The 20428-nt window shown below is 72.5% G+C and carries 21 protein-coding genes; 16 read left to right on the forward strand and 5 right to left on the reverse strand.

Annotation, left to right across the window (positions count from 1 at the left end; genetic code table 11):
• Positions 1–657 (forward strand): TetR/AcrR family transcriptional regulator, encoded by a 657-nt coding sequence (locus OG408_RS30485; RefSeq protein WP_326673067.1) that lies wholly within the window; start codon positions 1–3, stop codon positions 655–657.
• A gap of 52 nt (positions 658–709) precedes the next feature.
• Here OG408_RS30485 and OG408_RS30490 read toward each other — a convergent pair whose 3' ends face one another.
• The 3 genes from OG408_RS30490 to OG408_RS30500 all read right to left on the reverse strand — a co-directional run bounded on the left by OG408_RS30490 (position 710) and on the right by OG408_RS30500 (position 3333).
• Positions 710–1354: a response regulator transcription factor gene (locus tag OG408_RS30490; protein ID WP_326673069.1), complete on the reverse strand. Its 645-nt coding sequence runs from the start codon at positions 1352–1354 to the stop codon at positions 710–712.
• On the reverse strand, positions 1345–2505 hold the full coding sequence (locus OG408_RS30495) for a sensor histidine kinase (protein WP_326673071.1): 1161 nt from the start codon (positions 2503–2505) through the stop codon (positions 1345–1347). The genes OG408_RS30490 and OG408_RS30495 overlap by 10 nt, the downstream gene beginning before the upstream one ends.
• A gap of 162 nt (positions 2506–2667) precedes the next feature.
• Positions 2668–3333 carry a DedA family protein gene (locus tag OG408_RS30500; RefSeq protein ID WP_285573558.1) on the reverse strand — a complete coding sequence of 222 codons (666 nt, stop codon included), beginning with the start codon at positions 3331–3333 and terminating at the stop codon, positions 2668–2670.
• Between the two features lie 352 nt (positions 3334–3685).
• On the opposite strand from OG408_RS30500, the gene OG408_RS30505 reads away from it, so the two are divergent.
• Both OG408_RS30505 and OG408_RS30510 read left to right on the forward strand, forming a co-directional pair.
• Positions 3686–6409 carry a cellulose binding domain-containing protein gene (locus OG408_RS30505; RefSeq protein WP_442806075.1) on the forward strand — a complete coding sequence of 908 codons (2724 nt, stop codon included), beginning with the start codon at positions 3686–3688 and terminating at the stop codon, positions 6407–6409.
• A gap of 120 nt (positions 6410–6529) precedes the next feature.
• Positions 6530–7084 carry a hypothetical protein gene (locus tag OG408_RS30510; protein ID WP_326673073.1) on the forward strand — a complete coding sequence of 185 codons (555 nt, stop codon included), beginning with the start codon at positions 6530–6532 and terminating at the stop codon, positions 7082–7084.
• An 83-nt stretch (positions 7085–7167) separates the two neighbouring features.
• Here OG408_RS30510 and OG408_RS30515 read toward each other — a convergent pair whose 3' ends face one another.
• Positions 7168–8052: an acyl-CoA thioester hydrolase/BAAT C-terminal domain-containing protein gene (locus tag OG408_RS30515; RefSeq protein ID WP_326673075.1), complete on the reverse strand. Its 885-nt coding sequence runs from the start codon at positions 8050–8052 to the stop codon at positions 7168–7170.
• Between the two features lie 7 nt (positions 8053–8059).
• On the reverse strand, positions 8060–8944 hold the full coding sequence (locus tag OG408_RS30520; RefSeq protein ID WP_266783934.1) for an SIS domain-containing protein: 885 nt from the start codon (positions 8942–8944) through the stop codon (positions 8060–8062).
• A gap of 185 nt (positions 8945–9129) precedes the next feature.
• Here OG408_RS30520 and OG408_RS30525 point away from each other — a divergent pair, with 185 nt between their 5' ends.
• The 13 genes from OG408_RS30525 to mmuM all read left to right on the forward strand — a co-directional run bounded on the left by OG408_RS30525 (position 9130) and on the right by mmuM (position 20387).
• Entirely contained in the window at positions 9130–9930 is an 801-nt protein-coding gene (locus tag OG408_RS30525; RefSeq protein ID WP_266783936.1) for a DeoR/GlpR family DNA-binding transcription regulator, read from the forward strand.
• Positions 9931–10169: 239 nt separating this feature from the next.
• The gene (locus OG408_RS30530; protein WP_266783938.1) at positions 10170–11345 is read left to right on the forward strand and encodes a Gfo/Idh/MocA family protein; all 1176 of its coding nucleotides are present in this window, start codon (positions 10170–10172) and stop codon (positions 11343–11345) included.
• A 357-nt stretch (positions 11346–11702) separates the two neighbouring features.
• A complete protein-coding gene (locus tag OG408_RS30535; protein WP_285573539.1) occupies positions 11703–12701 on the forward strand; it encodes an MBL fold metallo-hydrolase in 999 nt (332 codons plus the stop codon).
• 62 nt (positions 12702–12763) lie between these two features.
• Entirely contained in the window at positions 12764–14128 is a 1365-nt protein-coding gene (locus OG408_RS30540; RefSeq protein WP_266783942.1) for an ATP-binding protein, read from the forward strand.
• Positions 14125–14550, forward strand: a complete 426-nt coding sequence (locus OG408_RS30545; protein WP_266783944.1) for a roadblock/LC7 domain-containing protein — start codon at positions 14125–14127, stop codon at positions 14548–14550. Before OG408_RS30540 ends, OG408_RS30545 begins: the two co-directional genes overlap by 4 nt.
• Positions 14547–14900 carry a DUF742 domain-containing protein gene (locus tag OG408_RS30550; RefSeq protein ID WP_285573534.1) on the forward strand — a complete coding sequence of 118 codons (354 nt, stop codon included), beginning with the start codon at positions 14547–14549 and terminating at the stop codon, positions 14898–14900. The genes OG408_RS30545 and OG408_RS30550 overlap by 4 nt, the downstream gene beginning before the upstream one ends.
• On the forward strand, positions 14878–15492 hold the full coding sequence (locus OG408_RS30555; RefSeq protein ID WP_285573526.1) for a GTP-binding protein: 615 nt from the start codon (positions 14878–14880) through the stop codon (positions 15490–15492). Before OG408_RS30550 ends, OG408_RS30555 begins: the two co-directional genes overlap by 23 nt.
• Positions 15489–16751 carry a cytochrome P450 gene (locus OG408_RS30560; protein WP_326673082.1) on the forward strand — a complete coding sequence of 421 codons (1263 nt, stop codon included), beginning with the start codon at positions 15489–15491 and terminating at the stop codon, positions 16749–16751. The genes OG408_RS30555 and OG408_RS30560 overlap by 4 nt, the downstream gene beginning before the upstream one ends.
• An 83-nt stretch (positions 16752–16834) precedes the next feature.
• The gene (locus OG408_RS30565; RefSeq protein ID WP_266783952.1) at positions 16835–17254 is read left to right on the forward strand and encodes a cell division protein SepF; all 420 of its coding nucleotides are present in this window, start codon (positions 16835–16837) and stop codon (positions 17252–17254) included.
• A gap of 122 nt (positions 17255–17376) precedes the next feature.
• Positions 17377–17736, forward strand: coding sequence for a nucleotide pyrophosphohydrolase (locus tag OG408_RS30570; RefSeq protein ID WP_326673085.1), 360 nt, complete (start codon positions 17377–17379; stop codon positions 17734–17736).
• A 125-nt stretch (positions 17737–17861) separates the two neighbouring features.
• Positions 17862–18398, forward strand: a complete 537-nt coding sequence (locus OG408_RS30575) for a DUF6099 family protein (protein ID WP_266783955.1) — start codon at positions 17862–17864, stop codon at positions 18396–18398.
• Positions 18399–18488: 90 nt separating this feature from the next.
• A complete protein-coding gene (locus OG408_RS30580; RefSeq protein ID WP_266783957.1) occupies positions 18489–19412 on the forward strand; it encodes an LLM class F420-dependent oxidoreductase in 924 nt (307 codons plus the stop codon).
• A 78-nt stretch (positions 19413–19490) separates the two neighbouring features.
• The gene (gene mmuM, locus OG408_RS30585) at positions 19491–20387 is read left to right on the forward strand and encodes a homocysteine S-methyltransferase (RefSeq protein ID WP_442806076.1); all 897 of its coding nucleotides are present in this window, start codon (positions 19491–19493) and stop codon (positions 20385–20387) included.
• Positions 20388–20428 lie beyond the last annotated feature (41 nt).

Consider the following 20428-nt stretch of genomic DNA (forward strand, 5'->3'; position numbering starts at 1 on the left):
ATGCCTGCTCAGCCCTCTCAAAAGGCCTCCGCCGCGGCGCCTGCCGCCGCATTGCGGGCCGACGCCCGGCACAACCGCGACCGCATCCTCGACGCGGCGCGCGAGGCCTATGCCGCCCACGGCATCGACGTGCCCGTCACCACGATCGCGCGCCGGGCCGGGGTCGGAGTCGCCACCCTCTACCGTCGCTTCCCCACCCGGGCCGCGCTCATCACCGAGGCCTTCGCCGAGCAGCTCGCCCTCTGTGTCGCCGCCCTCGACGACGCACTCGACGACCCCGACCCCTGGCGCGGCTTCTGCACCCTCGTCGAGAAGGTGTGCGCGATGCAGGCCACCGACCGGGGTTTCACCGCCGCGTTCCTCTCCCGCTTCCCCGACGCCGTCGACTTCGACGGCGAACGGGCCCGGGCCGAGGCGGGCATCGCCCGGCTGGTCCGGCGCGCGCAGGACGCCGGCCGGCTCCGCGCCGACTTCGCGCCCAGCGACGTCACCCTGCTCCTCCTGGCGAACTGCGGTGTCACCGAGGTCTCGGCGGCCGCGTCCCGCCGGCTGGTCGGCTATCTCCTCCAGTCGTTCCGGGCCGACCGCACCGCACCGCTGCCCCCGCCCGCCCCACTGGAGCTGCACCGCATCCACCCGTCGCCGCCCGCCCGCTGAGACCTGGCACGAGGACGGGTGATGCGGAGGGGGCGGCGGGCGGCCGGCGCGCTCACGCCTCCAGGTAGCGCAGCACGGCCAGGATCCGCCGGTTGTAGCCCGTGGTGTGTGCCAGGCCCAGCTTGTCGAAGACCGTGTTCAGGTTCTTCTCGACCGCACTCAGCGAGATGTGCAGCTTCTGCGCGATGGCCGCGTTGGTGTGGCCCTGCGCCAGCGCCTCCAGGACGGTGCGCTCGCGCGGGGTCAGGCGCCCGAGCGGGTCGCCGTGCGCGCTGCGGATGACCAACTGCCGTACGACCTCCGGATCGAAGACCGCCCCGCCCGCGTGGATCCGCTCCAGCGAGTCGAGGAACTCCTCCACCTGCGCGACCCGGTCCTTGAGGAGATAGCCCACCCGTTCGGCGTTCGAGGCCAGCAACTGGGCCGCGTAGGCGCGCTCCACGTACTGCGACAGGACCAGCACCCCGATCTCCGGCCGCCGCCGGCGGATCTCCACCGCGGCGCGCAGGCCCTCGTCCTTGTGCGTGGGCGGCATCCGGATGTCGGTGACGACGATGTCCGGCGACTGCGCCGCCACCTCCGAAAGCAGCGCGTCGGCGTCCCCCACGGCAGCGAGGACCTCATGGCCCTCCTCGGTGAGGAGCCGGACGAGACCCTCCCTCAGCAGGGTCGAGTCCTCGGCGAGAATCACACGCACGGCAGCTCCGCGGTCACGGTGGTGGGGCCCCCGGCGGGGCTGTGGACGTCCAGCATGCCGTCGAGTGCGGCGACCCGGCCGCGCAGCCCCGTCAGCCCGCTGCCCTCCGGGTCCGCGCCGCCCGTGCCGTCGTCACGGACGAGCACGGTGAGGACGCCGCCGCGCCGCACGACGCGCACGAGGACGTCCCCGGCACCCGAGTGCTTGGCGGCATTGGTCACGGACTCCGACACGACGAAGTACGCGGCCGTCTCGACGGACCGCGGCAGTGGCCCGGACGCGTCGTACGACACCCGCACGGGCAGGGAGCACCGCTCCGCCACCCCGCCCAGCGCCTCACGCAGGCCCAGGCTGTCGAGCGCCGTCGGATAGACCCGCCAGGCCACCTCGCGCAGTTCGGCGAGGACCTCGCCGGACTCCTTGTGCGCCTGGGCCAGCAGTGCGTCCGACTGCGCGGGGTCGCGGGCGCGGCGGGCCCGGCCGAGCAGCATCGCGAGCGCCACGAGCCGCTGCTGCACCCCGTCGTGCAGATCGCGCTCGACGCGCCGCCGTTCGCTGTCCACCGCCCGCACCACCGCGGCACGGCTCGCGGCGAGTTCACCGATGCGCCGCTCCAGCAGCTCCCGCTCGCCGGGCCCGAAGCACGCGCGGGCGAGCCGGGCGTCCAGCGCGGCGAGCGACAACAGCCCCTGCACGTCGAGGAAGAGGAGCACGGAGCCGAGCACCACCTGGGTCAGCAGCTCCTGCCAGCTCAGCGTCGACCGGAAGACCCCGGCCGCGAGCAGCCCGGCCAGCACCAGACCGAAGACGAGCAGCCCGGCCACCACCGTGCACAGCAGTCCGGCACAGGTGCGGGAGGCCAGATAGCGCAGGACCTGCTGGTCGGATGCGCGGTGCTCGGGGAACCGGTCACCGAAGAAGAGCGACCGCCGCCAACGCTCCACCTCCGTCAGCTTCCTGGCGCCCGTGACCAGGAGGGCCCGTGCCCCGGACCGGGTGCGCGGCCACAGCAGGAAGGCGCCCAGCAGCGCCGCGGCCACCGCGAAGCAGAGGAGTCCGGCCAGCGCGGTCAGGCAGCCGAGCAGGGTGCCCGCGACCGCGGACAGCCGCCCGGCGGATCCGCCGTCGGTGTCTGCCGGGTCGTCCCTCACGTGCACCGACCCTAGTGCGTGTTGCGGAGGTCCCGCCTGCTCCGCGGCGTCCGGCACGCACACACCGGACGCCGCCGGGCCCGCCCTCCGGGCAGGCGGCGCTGCCTTCGGAACACGCCCTGGCCGCTGCCCCCGCACCCGGTCCGCCGTCATCGGCGCACCTCAGGGCGTACGGCGGTGCTGGGCCCGCCCGTTCGAGGACCGGACGCGGACGACGACGTACAGCGCGAGTGCCGCCAGGACCAGGATCAGGACGGCCTTGGAGAGGAACCCGACGTACGTCCCGACCGTGTCCCACCGGTCGCCGAGCCAGTAACCCGCCATCACCAGCACGGTGTTCCAGACCAGGCTGCCCACGGCCGTCAGCCCGAGGAACAGCGGCACCGGCATGCGCTCCAGGCCCGCGGGCACGGAGATCAGGCTCCGGAAGACCGGCACCATGCGTCCGAGCAGCACGGCCTTGGTGCCGTGCCGCGCGAACCACGCCTCGGTGCGCTCCAGATCGGCGGCCCCGACCAGGGGGAGCCGCGCCCACAGCGCGTGCATCCGCGCGCGGCCGAACAGCATCCCGATCCAGTACAGCGCCGCCGCCCCGGCGACCGAGCCCAGCGTGGTCCAGAACAGCGCGGACGCCAGGGAGATCACGCCCTGCCCCGCGGCGAACCCGGTCAGCGGCAGGATCACCTCGCTCGGCAGCGGCGGGAACAGGTTCTCCAGCGCGATGGCCAGACCGGCGCCCGGACCGCCCAGGGTGTCGACGAGACCGGCCGCCCAGCCGGCGACCCCGCCGGCGGGTTCCTGCGGAAGGGCGAGCAGCACGGCATCCATACGGGGTCTCCAGACCGGACGGCGGCCGCGGCACCGCACCACGACTCCCCGCTCACGCTAGGAATCCCGCAGCGGCGGGCGGTATGCGGATTGCCGCCCGGCGGGGTGCGGCGGCCCGTACGTCCGTACTGCGGTTTCCCGCAGGGTGCGGGCCTTCGGGCGCACCCGCGCGCTCGACCGGCGGCTCCGGAGCCGGGCCGAGTCACGTCCGAGTCATCCGATGAACCCTGTGCACCACCCTTCTCGCGGCGGGTTGGCGCCGCTACCATCGGGACGCGTATGGGAGCGCTCCCACATCCGTACCCGCCCCGTACCGCCGCTCTCGGCGGTCTCGTTCGGAGAGGACGTTTCCGTGCGCTCAAGCGCCAGACCCCTTGCCGCCCTGCTGGCAGCACTCACGCTCACCGCCGGTCTTTTCGCCACCGGCGCCCCGGCATCGGCGCGCGCCCATGAGGCCGCGCCCGCCGCCGAAGCATCCGATGTGTCCCTGGCCGCGGACACGTACGACTGGAAGAACGTCCGCATCGACGGCGGCGGTTTCGTCCCCGGCATCGTCTTCAACCGGTCGGAGAAGAACCTCGCCTACGCCAGGACCGACATCGGCGGCGCCTACCGCTGGGACCAGACGGGCAAGCAGTGGACCCCGCTGCTCGACTGGGTGGACTGGGACCACTGGGGCTGGTCAGGGGTGGTCAGCCTCGCCTCCGACTCGGTGGACCCCGACAACGTGTACGCCGCCGTGGGCACGTACACCAACAGCTGGGACCCCACCAACGGCGCGGTCCTGCGCTCATCGGACCGGGGCGCCAGCTGGAAGGCGAGCACGCTCCCGTTCAAGCTCGGCGGCAACATGCCGGGGCGCGGCATGGGGGAGCGGCTCGCGGTCGACCCGAACAGGAACTCCGTCCTGTACCTCGGTGCGCCCAGCGGCAACGGCCTGTGGCGGTCCACCGATTCGGGAGCGACCTGGTCGGAGGTGACGGCCTTCCCGAACCCGGGCGACTACGCCCAGGACCCGGCCGACACCAGCGGATACGGCAGCGACAACCAGGGCATCGTCTGGGTGACGTTCGACGAGCGCACCGGCAGCGCGGGCAGCGCGACCCAGGACATCTACGTCGGCGTCGCCGACAAGGAGAACACCGTCTACCGCTCGGCCGACGGCGGCGTCACCTGGTCGCGGATCGCCGGCCAGCCGACCGGGTACCTGGCCCACAAGGGCGTGCTGGACGCGGACAACGGCTACCTCTATGTGACGCTGAGCGACACCGGCGGTCCGTACGACGGCGGCAAGGGCCGGATCTGGCGCTACACCACCGCGACCGGCGAGTGGAAGGACGTCAGTCCGGTCGCCGAGGCGGACACCTACTACGGATTCAGCGGACTGTCCGTGGACCGGCAGCATCCCGGCACCCTGATGGCGACGGCGTACAGCTCCTGGTGGCCGGACACCCAGATCTTCCGCTCCACGGACAGCGGGGCGACCTGGACACAGGCCTGGGACTACAGCAGCTACCCCAGCCGCACCAACCGCTTCACCCAGGACGTCTCCTCGGTGCCCTGGCTGACCTGGGGTGCCAACCCCTCGCCGCCGGAGACCACGCCCAAGCTGGGCTGGATGACGGAGGCACTGGAGATCGACCCGTTCGACTCGGACCGGATGATGTACGGGACCGGGGCGACCGTCTACGGCACCGAGAACCTCACCGACTGGGACTCCGGCAGCCAGTTCAGGATCACGCCGATGGTGAAGGGCCTTGAGGAGACGGCCGTCAACGACCTGGCGAGCCCGCCGTCCGGCGCCCCGCTGCTCAGCGCGCTCGGCGACATCGGGGGCTTCCGGCACACCGCTCTCGACGCCGTGCCGGGCATGATGTTCACCTCGCCCAATCTCACCTCGACGACCAGCCTCGACTTCGCCGAGGCGAGCCCCGGCACGGTCGTCCGGGTCGGCAGCGCCGACGCCGCCCCGCACATCGGCTTCTCCACGGACAACGGCGCCAACTGGTTCCAGGGTTCCGAACCCGCCGGAGTCACCGGCGGCGGCACCGTCGCCGCGGCGGCCGACGCCAGTGGCTTCGTGTGGAGCCCGGAGGGCGCGGGCGTGCATCACACCACGGGGTACGGGAGTTCATGGTCGGCTTCCACCGGGATACCGGCCGGGGCGACCGTCGAGTCCGACCGGAAGAACCCGAAGAAGTTCTACGGGTACAAGGCGGGCACCTTCTACGTCTCCACGGACGGCGGCGCCACCTTCACCGCGAAGGCGTCCAGCGGTCTGCCCACCGAGGGCAACGTCCGCTTCAAGGCGGTGCCGGGCACCGAGGGCGATGTGTGGCTCGCGGGCGGCAGCGCGACCGGGGCCTACGGGCTCTGGCACTCCACCGATTCGGGCGCGACGTTCACCAGGCTGTCCGGGGTCGAGCAGGCGGACTCGGTCGGCTTCGGCAAGGCGGCCGCGGGAGCCTCGTACCAGACGCTGTTCGTCACCGCGAAGATCGGCGGCGTGCGTGGCGTCTTCCGGTCGACGGACGCGGGTGTCTCCTGGACCCGGATCAACGACGACGCGCACCAGTGGGGCTGGATCGGCGCCGCCATCACCGGTGACCCGCGGGTCTACGGGCGGGTGTACGTCTCGACCAACGGCCGCGGAATCATGTACGGCGACTCCTCGGACAGCGACGGCGGCGGTACGGACCCGGGCACCGATCCCGGTACGGACCCCGGCACCGATCCGGGGAACCCGCCCGGGGACGCGGTCTGTTCGGTGACGTACAAGGTCACCAACCAGTGGTCCGGCGGCTTCCAGGCCGATGTGACGCTCACCAACACCGGGACGGCGGCCCTGGACGGCTGGCGGCTCGGCTGGACGTTCCCGGACGGCCAGAAGGTGAGTCAGATGTGGAACGCGGCCGCCGCGCAGGACGGGGCGAAGGTGACGGCCTCCAGCATCGCGTGGAACGGCGCGGTGGCGCCCGGTGCCTCGGTTGGCTTCGGCTTCACCGGCACCCTGACGGGCGGCAACGCCGCACCGGCGTCGTTCGCCCTGGGCGAGGAGGCGTGCACCACCGGCTGAGCCCGGGCGAGGGGAGGGGAGGGGCGGGGCGTGCCGGGGGCCCGCCCCGCCCCTCCCTCCCGGAGGTGGTGAACAACGGCTCACTGGCCCCGTACAGGTTCGTCGGCCATACTGCCCGCCGTGGAGCAGCGCATAGATCCGAACACTCAGCCCGCGTACGCCGCAGGGACAGACCCGGCGTACATCCCTGGTCTCACGGCCCCCCGAACCGCCGGCAAGGCGGAGGAGGGCCAGGAGGAGACCGAGGGGCCCGCACCCGAGGATGCCGCGCCCGACGACGCCGTGACGGAGGCCGTGTCCGATGATGTGGAGTCCGACGGCGAGCCCGTCGCAGGCACGGCGGCGGACGACGAGGAGGACGAGAGCAGTCACAAGGACGAGGAGGTGGCCGAGGACGGACCCTCCTTCGAGGTGAGCGACCGGCGCGGCTCGATCTCCGCGGACCGCACGGGGATCCGGTTCACGCTGGACGACCAGGAGGCCGACTTCCACTGGGACGAGATCGGCGCCGTCGAGCTGAAGCCGGCCCGGTTCGGTCGGCGGTTCACGATCACGGTCCACATGTCGACCCGGCGCTGGTTCAACGCCGAGGTCGAGGCGGCCGCCAGGAGCAGCCTCAAGGAGTGGACCGAGGGCTTCGACGCGGTCCTGGACGCGTACTTCGAGGAGTCCTGACCCTGGACGGAACCCGCGGCGAGATCCGCGAAGGGGCCCGCGCCGGCGCTTGAGAGTCCCGGGCCGCGGGTCCCGGGCCCGCCCTAGGGACCCGTACCACGCAGCGCGTCGAGCAGATGCGGCCACGCGGCCGCCCCGAGCGCGGCGTCGGCGGCGTGTGAACCCCCGTACCGGAACCGGCCGGACAGGGCGGCGGGGCCCTCGCCGGGCACCCGGACGCGGTGTCCCGCGGCGTCATGGGTGACCAGGCGCACGGGCAGACCGGCCGCCGTGCGGCGGGCCGCCAGTCCTCGCGCGGCCCGCAGGGACGGCCACATCAGGTCGTCGCCACCCGCGACCAGCACGAGCGCGGTCCCGGCCCCGCCCACCGGGAGCTCCGCGGCCGGGACCCGGGCGGCGAAGGTGCGCAGGCTCCGTTCGTACCAGCCGAGGACCGAGACGGGCCCACCGTCCGGTTCGGCCGCCGTCCAGTCGTCGTCGTAGGGGACGAACGGCACCGGCTCGCCCCGCCAGGTCCAGGACGACCGCTGGGGCCGAGTCCTGCCGTCGCGGCCCGGTCCGACGTTCGCCCAGGAGACCGACGCGGGCGAGAACGCCACCACCGCGTCGACGCCGTGGCGGGGAGCGGACAGGTGCAGGGCGGCCTCCGCCCCCTTGGACGTGCCCACGACGCCGATGCGCCGGGCGTCGCCGACCGTACGCAGCCACCGGATCGCCGACGCGAAGGTCTCCAGCGGGACTTCGCAGAGGCCGGGTGGCTGTCCCGGTCCGCCGAACCACCGGATCGACAGCGCGGTCAGGCCCTCCCGGGCCAGCAGCCGGCAACGCTCGTCCTCGATCCGCCCGCTGGAACCGGCGAGGACGAGCACCCCGATGTCACCGCCGCGCACGGGAGCGGCGAGAAAGCCCGTCCAGGCGTCCGCGCCGGAGCCCGGACCGCCGCGCACCGTGCGTTCGGCGATCTCCACAGCCGGCTCAGGCGTCCGCGAGGACCACCGAACGGGTCAGGTGGCGCGGGCTGTCCGGGTCCAGGCCGCGGGCGGCGGCGCGGGCGATGGCCAGGCGCTGGACGCGGACCAGTTCGGCCAGCGGGTCCAGGCCGCTCTCGACCCAGCGGGCACCGGTGGCGAGGACCTGCTCGCGCAGCCCCTCGGGGGCCGCGCCGAACGTCCAGGTCGCGGTGCCGGTGGTGGCGATGCTGATGGGGCCGTGGCGGTACTCCATCGAGGCGTACGCCTCCGTCCAGGACAGCGAGGCCTCCTTCATCTTCAGCGCGGCCTCGTTGGCCAGACCGGCCGTCCAGCCGCGGCCGAGGAAGGTGAACTGGGTGCAGTCCACGAGGCCCTCGGGCAGCGGCTCGGCCAGCGCGGCCTCCGCGTCGCGGACCACGGCGTCGGTGTGCAGGCCGAGGTGGGCGCGCAGCAGTGTCAGCAGCGTGGTGGCGAACCGGGTCTGCACGACGGACTTCTCGTCCGCGAAGTCGATGACCACCACCGCGTCGGCGGCCGTCATCACCGGAGTGTCCGGATCTGCGGTGACGGCGACCGTGGGGGTGGTCCCGCGCAGCCGGCCGAGCAGTTCGAGCACCTCGGTCGTGGTGCCGGAGCGGGTCAGGGCGACCACGCGGTCGTAGCGGCGGCGGGAGGGGAACTCCGAGGCCGCGAAGGCGTCGGACTCGCCCTGCCCGGACTCCTCACGGAGCGAGGCGTATGCCTGAGCCATGTAGAACGAGGTGCCGCAGCCGACCACGGCGATGCGCTCGCCGGGGGCGGGCAGGACGTCGGCGTGGCGGGGAGCGAGCTCCGCGGCACGGCGCCAGCAGTCCGGCTGACTGGCGGTCTCGATCTCGACAAACGACACTTTTGCACTCCGTACTGGTGATGGGATGCTCGATTAAGTACGTTACTCGTGATGTACACGCATTATCAAGCATCCACCGTGCAGGGGGCTTGACTCGCCGTTGCCTTGTGCGACGCTTGCGCGTGTCCGGTGATCGCGCCCAAGGGGATGGGCGCTCGCAGACCGGACCTGTGAGGAGAATTCACTTGTCCAGGGACGCCAGGTGGAGCGCACTGCTGGAACTCGTCGGCAAACACGGCCGGGTGGACGTCGAGGACGCCGCCAGGACGCTGGACGTCTCGGCCGCGACCATCCGCCGGGACCTGGACCAGCTCGCCGAACAGCAGCTGCTCACCCGTACCCGGGGCGGCGCCGTCGCGCACGGGGTCAGCTACGAGCTGGCACTCCGCTACAAGACGGGGCGCAACGCCCCCGAGAAGCAGGCCATCGGCCGTGCCGTCGCCGAGCTGGTCGCGGTCGGCGAGGTGGTGGGGCTGACCGGCGGCACCACCATCACCGAGGTGGCGCGCTCGCTCGCGGTGCGGTCCGACCTGGTGGGTGAGGGCGCCGGCGGCGCGTCCGGCCAGCCGACCCTGACGGTGGTCACCAACGCCCTCAACATCGCCAACGAGCTGGTGATCCGGCCGCAGATCAAGATCGTGGTGACCGGCGGTGTGGCCAGGCCCCAGTCGTACGAGCTGACGGGCCCGCTGGCCAGCGGGGTGCTGGGCGAGATCACGCTGGACGTCGCCGTGCTGGGCGTCAACGCGATCGACACCGAACGCGGTGCGTACGTCCACCACGAGGGCGAGGCCAGCATCAACCGGCTGCTCGCCCAGCAGGCCCAGCGCGTGGTGGTGGCGGCCGACTCGTCGAAGATCGGCAAGCGGGCGTTCGCCAGGGTCTGCGATCTCGGCCTTGTCGACTTCCTGGTCACCGACCGGGGCATCACGGCCGACGCCACCGCGCGGTTCACGGAGGCGGGCGTCACGGTCGTCGCGGTCTGACCCGAGCCATCGGGGCCACCCGTGCCAAACGATCCGTACCGGGGCAAGAGAATGACGGAAGATGTTTGTTAGGGCCGGAAAACAAGCAACTCTTGCCATTTCGGTGCGCGGTCGTGAACTATGTGTATGCCGCTGCGATCTGACGGCAGTCGGCCGGGGGACCGCCGCGCCGGGATGCCGGTGCGGACAGCCCCGCCGGGCGGCTCCGTCCGCACCCCGTACAGACTGAAGGGACTCCCGTGTCAGACCTGCGACTCGGCGTCATCGGGCTCGGCCTGCGCCGTTCCATCGCCACGTCCGCCCACCACCCCGGGCAGGGATCGGCGATCACCGCCGTCTGCGACCTCGATCCCGAGGTGCGCCGGCGCGAGGCCGAGCACTTCGGCGCCGATGTCGCGGTCGAGGACTACAAGCTCCTCCTCGAACGGGACGACCTCGACGCGCTCGTCATCGCCACCCCGGACGACACCCACGAGGTCATCGCGGTCGACGCCCTCCGGGCCGGCAAGCCGGTCTTCGTGGAGAAGCCGCTCGGGATCACCGTCGAGAGCTGCGACACCATCCTGCGCACCGCGTACGAGACCGGCACCCGGCTCTACGTCGGCCACAACATGCGGCACATGGGCGTCGTGCGCCTGATGCGCGACATCATCGCCCGCGGCGACATCGGCGAGCCCAAGGCCGTCTGGGTGCGGCACTTCGTCGGCTACGGCGGTGACTACTACTTCAAGGACTGGCACGCCGACCGGACCCGGACCACCGGCCTGCTCCTGCAGAAGGCCGCGCACGACATCGACGTCCTGCACTGGCTGGCCGGCGGCTACACCCGGCGCGTCAACGCGCTGGGCGACCTGCTCGTCTACGGCGGACTGCCGCGCCGCGAGGCGGACACCCCGCGCCCCGACAACTGGCTGCGCGAGTTCGACTGGCCGCCGACGGCCCGCAAGGACCTGCACCACGTCGTCGACGTCGAGGACGTGTCGGTGATGAACATGCAGCTCGACAACGGCGTCGTGGCCGCCTACCAGCAGTGCCACTTCACCCCGGACTACTGGCGCAACTACACCGTCATCGGCACCGAGGGGCGGCTGGAGAACTTCGGCGACAGCCCCGGTGACGAGGTGAAGGTCTGGAACACCGGCCCCAGCGGCTACCGCGCCGACGCCGACATCACCTACCGGGTGCCGGAGGCGGGCGGTTCGCACGGCGGCGGTGACACCCGGGTCATGGCGGAGTTCTGCCGGTTCGTGCGCGACGGGGGCGTCACCGACACCTCACCGGTCGCCGCCCGGATGAGCGTCGCCGCGGGTGTGCTCGCGACCCGCTCGCTGCGTGAGGGCGGTGCGCCGTACGACGTGCCGGCCCTCGATCCCGAGATGGTGGCGTACTTCGAGCGCGGTCAGGTCCGCGCCTGAGGCCCAGACCGGGAGTTCCGGCCGCGGGCCGACGGTGGGAGTCACGAGCCGTCGGCCCGCGGTGGAAGTCCCGAGCCGTCCGGTCATCATGACGTCTGTTTCCGGCCATGCTCGGTGGGTAATCGGCCTCTGCCGGTTTGACGGCGGGCCGCCGCGCACCGGTGACAGGGGTGAGCTGGGGCGGGGTATTTCTGGGCAGATGTCCCGATGATTCCCCGCGGGGACCGGCCCGGCCGCTCTCGTACCGTCACCGGTCGGCCGACATTCGGCCGACCATAGGGCGATTTCACGCCAACGGAGGCCGGATATGACTGGGTTCGAACGCGCGGCCGGATCGCGGTCGGCATAATCGCGTCCATGTCGATCACCGGTGGGGACGTCGTTGACCTGGGCCGGGGCCTGTACGCATGGCTCCCGCCGAAACGGGGCTGGGGTCTGGCCAACTGCGGCCTGCTGGTCTCGCCCCGCGGCGCGCTCTGGATCGACACCCCGTACGACGTGGTGCTGGCCGGCCAGTTCCTGGCCGAGAGCTCGAAGCGGCTGCCCGACGGTGTCTCCGTCGACCGGGTGATCGTCACGCACGCCAACGGGGACCACTTCTGGGGTGCGGGGGTGCTCCCGGACGCGGAGATCATCGTGACCCGCGAGGCCGAGAAGCACATCCACTACGAGCCCACGCCCCAGCAGCAGCACGCGCTGGTCAACAACAGCGACCCGGCCACCGCGCTCGGTTCCTACCTCGGACGCCACTTCGGCCCCTTCGACTGGTCGCGGACCGAACCCGTCCGGCCCACCACCTACTTCAGCGGCGAGCTCGAACTGACCCTGGGGGACTACCCCGTCCGGATCACGTCCCTGCCCGCCGCGCACACCACCGGCGACCTGATGGTCCACCTGCCCGCGCAGGGTGTCGTGTTCAGCGGCGACATCATCTTCTCCTCCACCCCGCAGCAGCCGGGCGACCACCCGATCCACTGGGCGGGCCCGCTGAGCAACGTGATCGCGGCCTGCGAACAGGTCCTGGCCACCGGCGCCGAGACCGTCGTGCCCGGCCACGGACCGGTCCTGGACCGGGCCGGCGTCCGCGACCACATCGTCTACCTCGAATACGTACGGGAACGCGCCCACGCCTTCCACGCCGCCGGGGTGCCCGCCCCGGAGGCGGCCCGCCGGGTGATCGGCGAAGGCCGCCACCCCGAACTGGGCCTCCCCGAGCGGCTGGTCGTCACGATCGGCAGCGAGTACCGCAGCCTCGACGGTTCCGAACTCCCCAGCGTGGTCCAGGTCATGACCGAAGTCGCCGCGCTCGCGCACGAAGTGGAGCAGGCCCGTGCGACGACAGGCCTGGCGGACTGACCGCCCGGTCCCGCGCCGCCCCGGCCGCGGGACCGACCCGACGACAGAAACGCGGTAACGGCATGGCATGGATCGTGGCGATGGTCGCCGTCATGGCCGCCGTGGCAGCGACGGCACGCTCGTACCGGGCCGCCCGCTCGGAACAGCTGGCCGTGGCCCACGCCGAGCTGACCGAACGCCAGGCGAAGGCCGCCGAGGCCCGTACCGCGGCCCTGGTCGACGAGATCCGGCAACTCGCCCGCAAGCGCATCCCGGCCGCCGCGCTCGCCCTCTCCCACCCCAGCGCCCAGGTCCCCGGACTGCGCGAGGCGGCCGAGATCGACGGCGGCGCGGCCCGGCTGCTCACCGAGGCCGTGCAGGCCGCCCGTACCGCGGTCGTCGAGGAGCGGCAGCGCGTCGACGCGGCCGCGCGTGCGGCGATGCGCGGCACCTCCGCCAAGATCCAGTCCCTGCTCAACCAGTCCCAGCAGCTGCTGCACGAGCTCCAGCACGAGTACGACGACCCGCGCATCCTGCAACTGGACTTCCGCAACGAACTCGCGCTGCGCCGCACCCAGTCGACCGCCGTGCTCTGCGACGCCTGGCCGGGCCTGGCCCGGCAGAACTCGCCCCTCGTCGAGATCGTCCTGGGCGCCCAGTCCCGGGTCGCCGGCTACGAGCGGATCAAGGTGGCCAACCACCTGCGCGACGAGCGCCTCGCGCTCGCCGCCCGGGCCGCCGAACCCCTCGCCATCGCACTCGCCGAACTGCTCGCCAACGCCACCGCGTACTCGCACCCCGACACCGACGTGCAGGTGACCGTCCAGCAGAGCGGCGGCCGGGGCGCGTTCCTGGTGGTCGACGACGCGGGCATCGGCATGGACGACGACGCGCTGGAGCGCGCCCGCGCCCTGCTGGCCGGGCCCTCCGAAGTGCTCCTGACCGAGCTGGGCGACCCACCGCAGACCGGATTCGCGGTCGTCGGCCGGCTGGTGGTGCAGTACGGCTTCCACTGCCACATCGAGGCCTCGCCGTTCGGCGGCATGCGCACCATCCTGCGCGTCCCCGCCCACCTGCTGACCGTGCTGGAGGACGACCGCGGCCTCTCCGCCCTCGCCCCGGCACCCGTGGCGGCGCACCCCGCGCCCGAACGTCCGGCCGGCCCTCCCGCCGAGGAGGCGCAGCAGGAAGCGCCGCCCGCGGCGGAACCCTCCGGTCTGCCCAGCAGGCGCCGGCGCGCCCCGCGTCCCGTGCCGGCCGCCGCGGCCCCCGCAGCCCCGCCCGCGGGACAGGTGCCCCGTACACCCGAGCAGGCCGAGTCTTCCTGGGCGGCACTCCAGCAGGGCACCCTGATCGGCAGGAGCGTCGCCGGGCGGGCACCCGCACCGGATTCGGACGGCCACGACCACCTGGGAGACCAGGACGACCAAGGAGACGACGAGAAGTGAGCGCCCCCAGCCCCACCACCGGTGACCTCGCATGGGTGCTGACCCCGCTGCTGGAACTGCCCGGAGTCCAGCACGCCGTGGTCGCCACGGGCGACGGTCTCGTCGAGGGCGCCTCACCCGGCCTCGACCGGGCGTCCGGCGAACGGGTCGCCGCGATGACGGCCACCCTGCACGCCGCGGCCCGCGCCTTCACCACCGCCTTCACCGACGCCGAGGCCCCGCAACTGGCCCAGACCGTCGTCGAGTCGGACCTGGGCTTCGCCATCGTCGTCCCGGCAGGGCGGAACACCACACTCGCCCTGTTCGCCGAACCCGGTGCCAAACTCGGCGACATCGCCTACCAGATGCAGGTGCAGGTCACCGCGCTGACGCGGGCGATGCACGCGCCCACCCGCCAACCGGACACCGCCGCCCGGCCATGACCCCCGGCCCAGGACGCCGTCTGATCCCCGCCTACCTCGTCACCGGCGGCCGCTCCCGGCCCGCCGGTCCCGCGCTCGACCGGCTCGCCGTGCTCGTACGCACCGAGGAGGCCCTGCCGCAGGACACCGGTTCGGAGCAGCGCAGGCTGTGCGAACTGCTGGAGCCGGGCGCGCTCACCGTCGTCGAGTGCGCGGCCCATCTGGACCTGCCGGTCAGCGCCACCGTATTCCTGGCCACGGATCTCGCGGCCGCCGGACTTCTGCTCACGCGACCACCGATACCCAGTGCCGGGGAGATCGACCGGTCGCTCGTCGAGAGGCTGCTCGTTGGACTCCGCTCCCTCCACTGACCGGACGGGCGTCGGCTATCTGCCGTCCGGTGCCCGGACCCTGATGAAGCTCGTCGTCACGGGTCCCTTCGGCGTGGGCAAGACGACCCTGATCCGCACCCTCTCGGAGATCCCCACCCTCCACACCGAAGAGGCGATGACCCAGTCCAGCACCCTGCTCGACGACACCGCCGGGCTCCCCGACAAGACCACGACCACGGTCGCCATCGACTTCGGACGGCTCACCGTCCTGGACGACCTCGTGCTCTACATGTTCGGCACACCCGGCCAGGAGCGGTTCCTGCCGCTGTGGGAGGACATCGCGCGCGGCGCGCTGGGCGCGCTCGTCCTCGTGGACACCCGCCGGCTCGCCGACTCCTTTGCCGTCATGGACATGGTCGAGGAGCAGGGACTGCCGTACGCCGTCGCCGTCAACCGCTTCCCCGACGCCCCCGCCCACAGCGACGAGGTGCTGCGCAAACACCTGGACCTCGACGCCGGTACCCCGCTGGTCCAGTGCGACGCGCGGGAGCGGCGCGGCAGCATCGACGCCCTGATCGCCCTGGCCGAACACGTGCTGACCCGCATGCCGCAGCCCGAGGACCCGTCATGACACCGCATCCGCAGCCGCCGCAGCATCTCGCGCTGTACGGACCCGACTTCGCCGCCGACCCGCACGGCCACTACCGCAGCCTGCGCGCCCACGGCCCCCTCGCGCCGGTCCGGATCGCCCCCGGCATCGAGGCGATGCTCGTCACCGACTACCAGGCGGCCGTCGACCTGCTGCGGGACACCCACACCTTCAGCAAGGACCCGCGCACCTGGCAGGCGACGGTCCCCGCGGACTCGCCGGTGCTGCCGGTGCTCGGGCACCGCCCCACCGCGCTGTTCAGCGACGGCCCGGAGCACGCCCGCTACCGCGAGGCCATCAACGACACCCTGGCCCTGATCGAGCCGCACGTCCTGCGCGCCGAGGTGGCCCGGGTCGCCCAGCGGCTGATCGGCGAGTTCGCCGCCACCGGCAGCGGCGACCTCATCTCCCAGTACGCCCGGCTGCTCCCGCTGCACGTCTTCGTCACCTGGTTCGGAGTCGACCCCGCGGACGGCAAGCGGATCGTCGACGGCGTCGGCGGCATGATGAACTCGGCCCAGGGCGCCGCCGCCGCGTACGCCGGCCTCGTCGACGTCGTCACGCGTCTGGTCGCCGACCGGCGGGCCCGGCCGCGCCGCGATCTGACCTCGTACTTCCTCGCGCACCCGGCCCGTCTCGACAACGACGAGACTGTGCGTCAGATCACGTTGCTGATGAGTGCGGGCCACGATCCGGCGACGAACCTGATCGGCAACGCGACCCTGCACATGCTCACCGACGAGCGGTACGCGGGCTCGCTGCACGGGGGCGCGATGACCGCTCACGAGGCGATCAACGAGGTCCTGTGGCAGGACCCGCCGATCGCCAATCTGGCCGCGCACTACCCGCGCCACGACACCGAGTTCCACGGGGTCCGGCTGCGCGCGGGACAGCTCGTCCTGGTCTCCTTCGGAGCGGCCAACACCCAGTCCGGACCTGCTACTTCGTCCACCGGGGTCCGGTCCGGGGGCAGTGCTCACCTGGCCTGGTCGGCCGGTCCCCACCGCTGCCCGGCGAAGCAGCCCGCGCTGCTGATCGCGATGACCGCCATCGAGCAGCTCACCAGTCAGCTGTGCGATGCGGAGCTTGCCGTTCCGGTGAGTGAACTGCTGTGGCGGCCCGGCCCGTTCCACCGTGCCCTGGTGCACCTTCCGGTACGTTTCACCCCCCTGGACACCACGGCGGCAGCGGCCCCGGAGCGCGGGCGTACGGGTGAGCCGGCGGCTTCGATCGGCTCCTGAACCGTGTCGCTGGTAGGCCGAACGGGTGAGGGGCGAGAGAATTGCCCGATGAACAGTGAGCGCAGCCGGCGCAACGCCAACCGATGCACAGACGGGGTGGTCCGGTGAGCAGGTACGACAGGTATGACGTCACGGACGAGCAGTGGGAGGGACTGGCCCAGGTCGTGCCGTTGCGCAGCCGCAACGAGTGGCCTTCCCGGGTCGACCACCGCACGGTCCCGGACGAGCAGGAGAGCGCCGAGCAGCGGCGCATGGTGGTGCTGCGGGTGCAGGTCTTCGCGGACGCGCGCGAGGTCGCCGAGTACCTGGTCGCGCAGATTCCGGTGCTCCTCGACCTGACCGGGGCCGAGGGCGACGTGGCGAAGCGGATCCTGGACTTCACCAGCGGAGTCGTCTTCGGGCTGGGCAGCGGGATGCACCGCGTCGACCGGAACGTCTTCCTGCTCTCTCCGATGGGCATGGAGGTCGAGGGTGTGACGGCGGCCGGGGTGCCCGGGGCGTAGTACCCGCGTGTTGCCCGCGTGGCGCCCGCGCGGCGGGCTCCGCACGCCCCCGCGAGGGGGCCTCACCCGCAGAGGGGCCTCACCCGCGAGGGGGTCTCAACGGCGGTGGTAGACCTGGGGCCGTGACAGAACTCGATGTACGCGCACTCCAGCAACGGCTCGCCGCGTTCGCGGCCGCACGCGACTGGGGGCAGTACCACACCCCCAAGAACCTCGCGTCGGCGCTGAGCGTCGAGGCCGCCGAACTCGTGGAGATCTTCCAGTGGCTGACGCCGGAGCAGTCGGAGCGGGTCATGGCGGACCCCGCGACGGCGCACGCGGTCGAGGACGAGGTCGCGGACGTCCTCGCCTATCTGCTGCAGTTCTGCGAGGTACTCGGCATCGACGTGCTGGCCGCGCTGGCGGCCAAGATCGAGAGGAATGAGGGCCGCTTTCCGGTGCCGGAGCCGACGGATCCCCCCTTCCGTCACTCTTCGGAGTGATCGATTTGTTAACAGTCGATTGAGTGTCCACAGATTTCCGAAATCCCCTGGCCTTTCGGTACCACCACCCTCACTGTGGGTAATGGAAGAGGTGAGCGGGTTTTCGCGTCGAACGGGGGCAACGGATGGAAGCGGAGCGGCTTGTAGCAGTCATCCGGAGGGCACTGGCACAGAGCCGGGGCACGCCGGACATCATCGCCGAGGCCTGGCAGGCCCAGGCGCTGGCCCAGGCGGTCGGAAGCCGGCTTGCGGCGAGCGGCCCCAAGGAGTTACGCGGCGAGGCGAGCGGACTCAGCGAGATCGGCGGACGGAGCAACGGGGCGCTGGACCACCCCGCGGCCCGGGCAGGGGTGGCCCGGGCGGCACAGCTCTCCGAGGTGGCCGATCCGCGCGCGGCCCTCACCGGTCTCGGCGCGCTGCTCGGGGAGGTGGGGATAGCCCTGGTCGGAGTGGCGTGCGAGACCGACGAGCAGGGCCTGTACTGGCAGTGCATGGAGGCGATCGACGCCGCCGACGAGTCGACGGACCGGGTGCGCGGCATGCTCCGGCTGCTCGACGAGCGCGACCGGGAGCGCCGGCAGGATCTGGAGCGCGGCCGGGAGCGGGACGGCCCTCACGGGGTGCTCCACGGGCCGCTCGGACCGGTCGCCGACACCGGCTGAGCGCCCGGCGCCCGGGGCGTCCGGGCCGCGACGGCACGGGGAAGGGAGAGGGAGCCGAACGAGCGGCGCTCGGAGGTGCAGGATGGACGCATGGATCTTCGAATCTTCACCGAGCCCCAGCAAGGGGCGAGCTACGACACTCTGCTCACCGTCGCCAAGGCCGCCGAGGACCTCGGTTTCGACGCCTTCTACCGGTCCGACCACTATCTGCGCATGGGGCAGGGTGACGGGCTCCCCGGCCCGACGGACGCATGGATCACGCTGGCCGGGCTGGCGCGCGAGACCAAGCGGATCCGCCTCGGCACACTGATGACGGCGGGCACCTTCCGGCTCCCCGGTGTGCTGGCCATCCAGGTGGCCCAGGTCGACCAGATGTCCGGCGGCCGAGTCGAACTGGGCCTGGGAGCGGGCTGGTTCGAGCAGGAGCACAAGGCCTACGGCATTCCGTTCCCCAAGGAGAAGTTCGGCCGCCTCGAGGAGCAGCTGGCCATTGTCACGGGACTGTGGGCGACCGAGACCGGCAAGACGTTCAGTTACGACGGCACGTACTACCAGCTCACGGACTCGCCCGCGCTGCCCAAGCCCGCGCAGACCAAGGTGCCGGTCCTGATCGGCGGACACGGCGCGAAGCGGACGCCGAGGCTGGCAGCGCAGTACGCGGATGAGTTCAACATCCCCTTCGCGGGGCTGGAGGACAGCGAGAAGCAGTTCGCCCGGGTCAGGGCGGCGGCCACGGAGGCGGGCCGGCGGCCGGACGATCTGGTGTACTCCAACGCCCTGGTCGTCTGTGTCGGCAAGGACGACGCGGAGGTGGCGCGCCGCGCCGCCGTCATCGGACGGGACGTCGCGGAGCTGAAGGCGAACGGACTGGCCGGCTCGCCCGCCGAAGTGGTCGACAAGATCGGACGGTTCGGTGCGATCGGGGCGTCGCGCATCTACCTCCAGGTCCTGGACCTGGACGACCTGGACCACCTGGAGCTGATCTCCTCGCAGGTCCAGTCCCAGCTGACCTGAGACCGGCCCGGAACCGCTGATCCGGGACCGGCCCACCCGAGGCCGGCCCGGTCCCGGCTCACCCGGAGAGGAGTACTCGTGCTGTCCGCCCGCGATGACCACGAATCCGGCCGTCCCCCCGGCGCAGCCCCGTCCCGCCCCCTCGCCGAGGCGCTCGCGGCCGGCACGGTGCTGCTCGACGGGGGACTCTCCAACCAGTTGGAGGCGCAGGGCTGCGACCTGTCCGACGCGCTGTGGTCCGCCCGGCTGCTCGCGGACGGGCCGGCGCAGATCGAGGCCGCGCACACGGCGTACGTGCGGGCGGGTGCGCAGGTGCTCATCACCGCCAGTTATCAGGCGAGTTTCGAGGGGTTCGGCCGGCGCGGATTCGGGCGGGCGGAGGCGGCCGGGCTCTTCGCCCGCAGCGTGGAGCTGGCCCGCCGGGCGGCCGGGGCGGTGGACCGGGACGTGTGGGTCGCCGCCTCGGTCGGCCCGTACGGGGCGGTGACGGCGGACGGGGCGGAGTACCGGGGCCGCTACGGGCTTTCGGTCAGTGAGCTGGCGCGCTTCCACCGCCCCCGGATCGAGGCGCTGGCCGCCGCGGGGCCCGATGTACTGGCGCTGGAGACGGTGCCGGACACGGACGAGGCTGAGGCGCTCCTGGGCGTGGCGCGGGAGTGCGGGCTGCCGGTCTGGCTCTCCTACACCGTGGCCGGCGGACGGACCGGGGCCGGGCAGCGGCTGGAGGAGGCGTTCGCCCTCGCCGCGGGGGACGCACACGTGGTCGCGGCCGGGGTGAACTGCTGCGATCCGGCCGAGGTGGCCGAGGCGGTCCGGACCGCGGCCGCGGTGACGGGGAAGCCCGTCGTCGCGCGGACCTGGCGGGGCGCCGGTGCGCGACTGGTCGGCGGCTGCTGCCGGGTCGGTCCGGCCACGGTCGCGGCCCTGGCCGCACAGCTGGGAGAAGGGCGGGACGACCGGCCCGGGAGGGCATGAAAATGCCTGGTGGGAGCGAGTGAACGCGACCATACTCGGGC

This window comes from Streptomyces sp. NBC_01257 (assembly GCF_035917255.1).
In the GTDB taxonomy this organism is placed as follows: Bacteria; Actinomycetota; Actinomycetes; order Streptomycetales; family Streptomycetaceae; genus Streptomyces.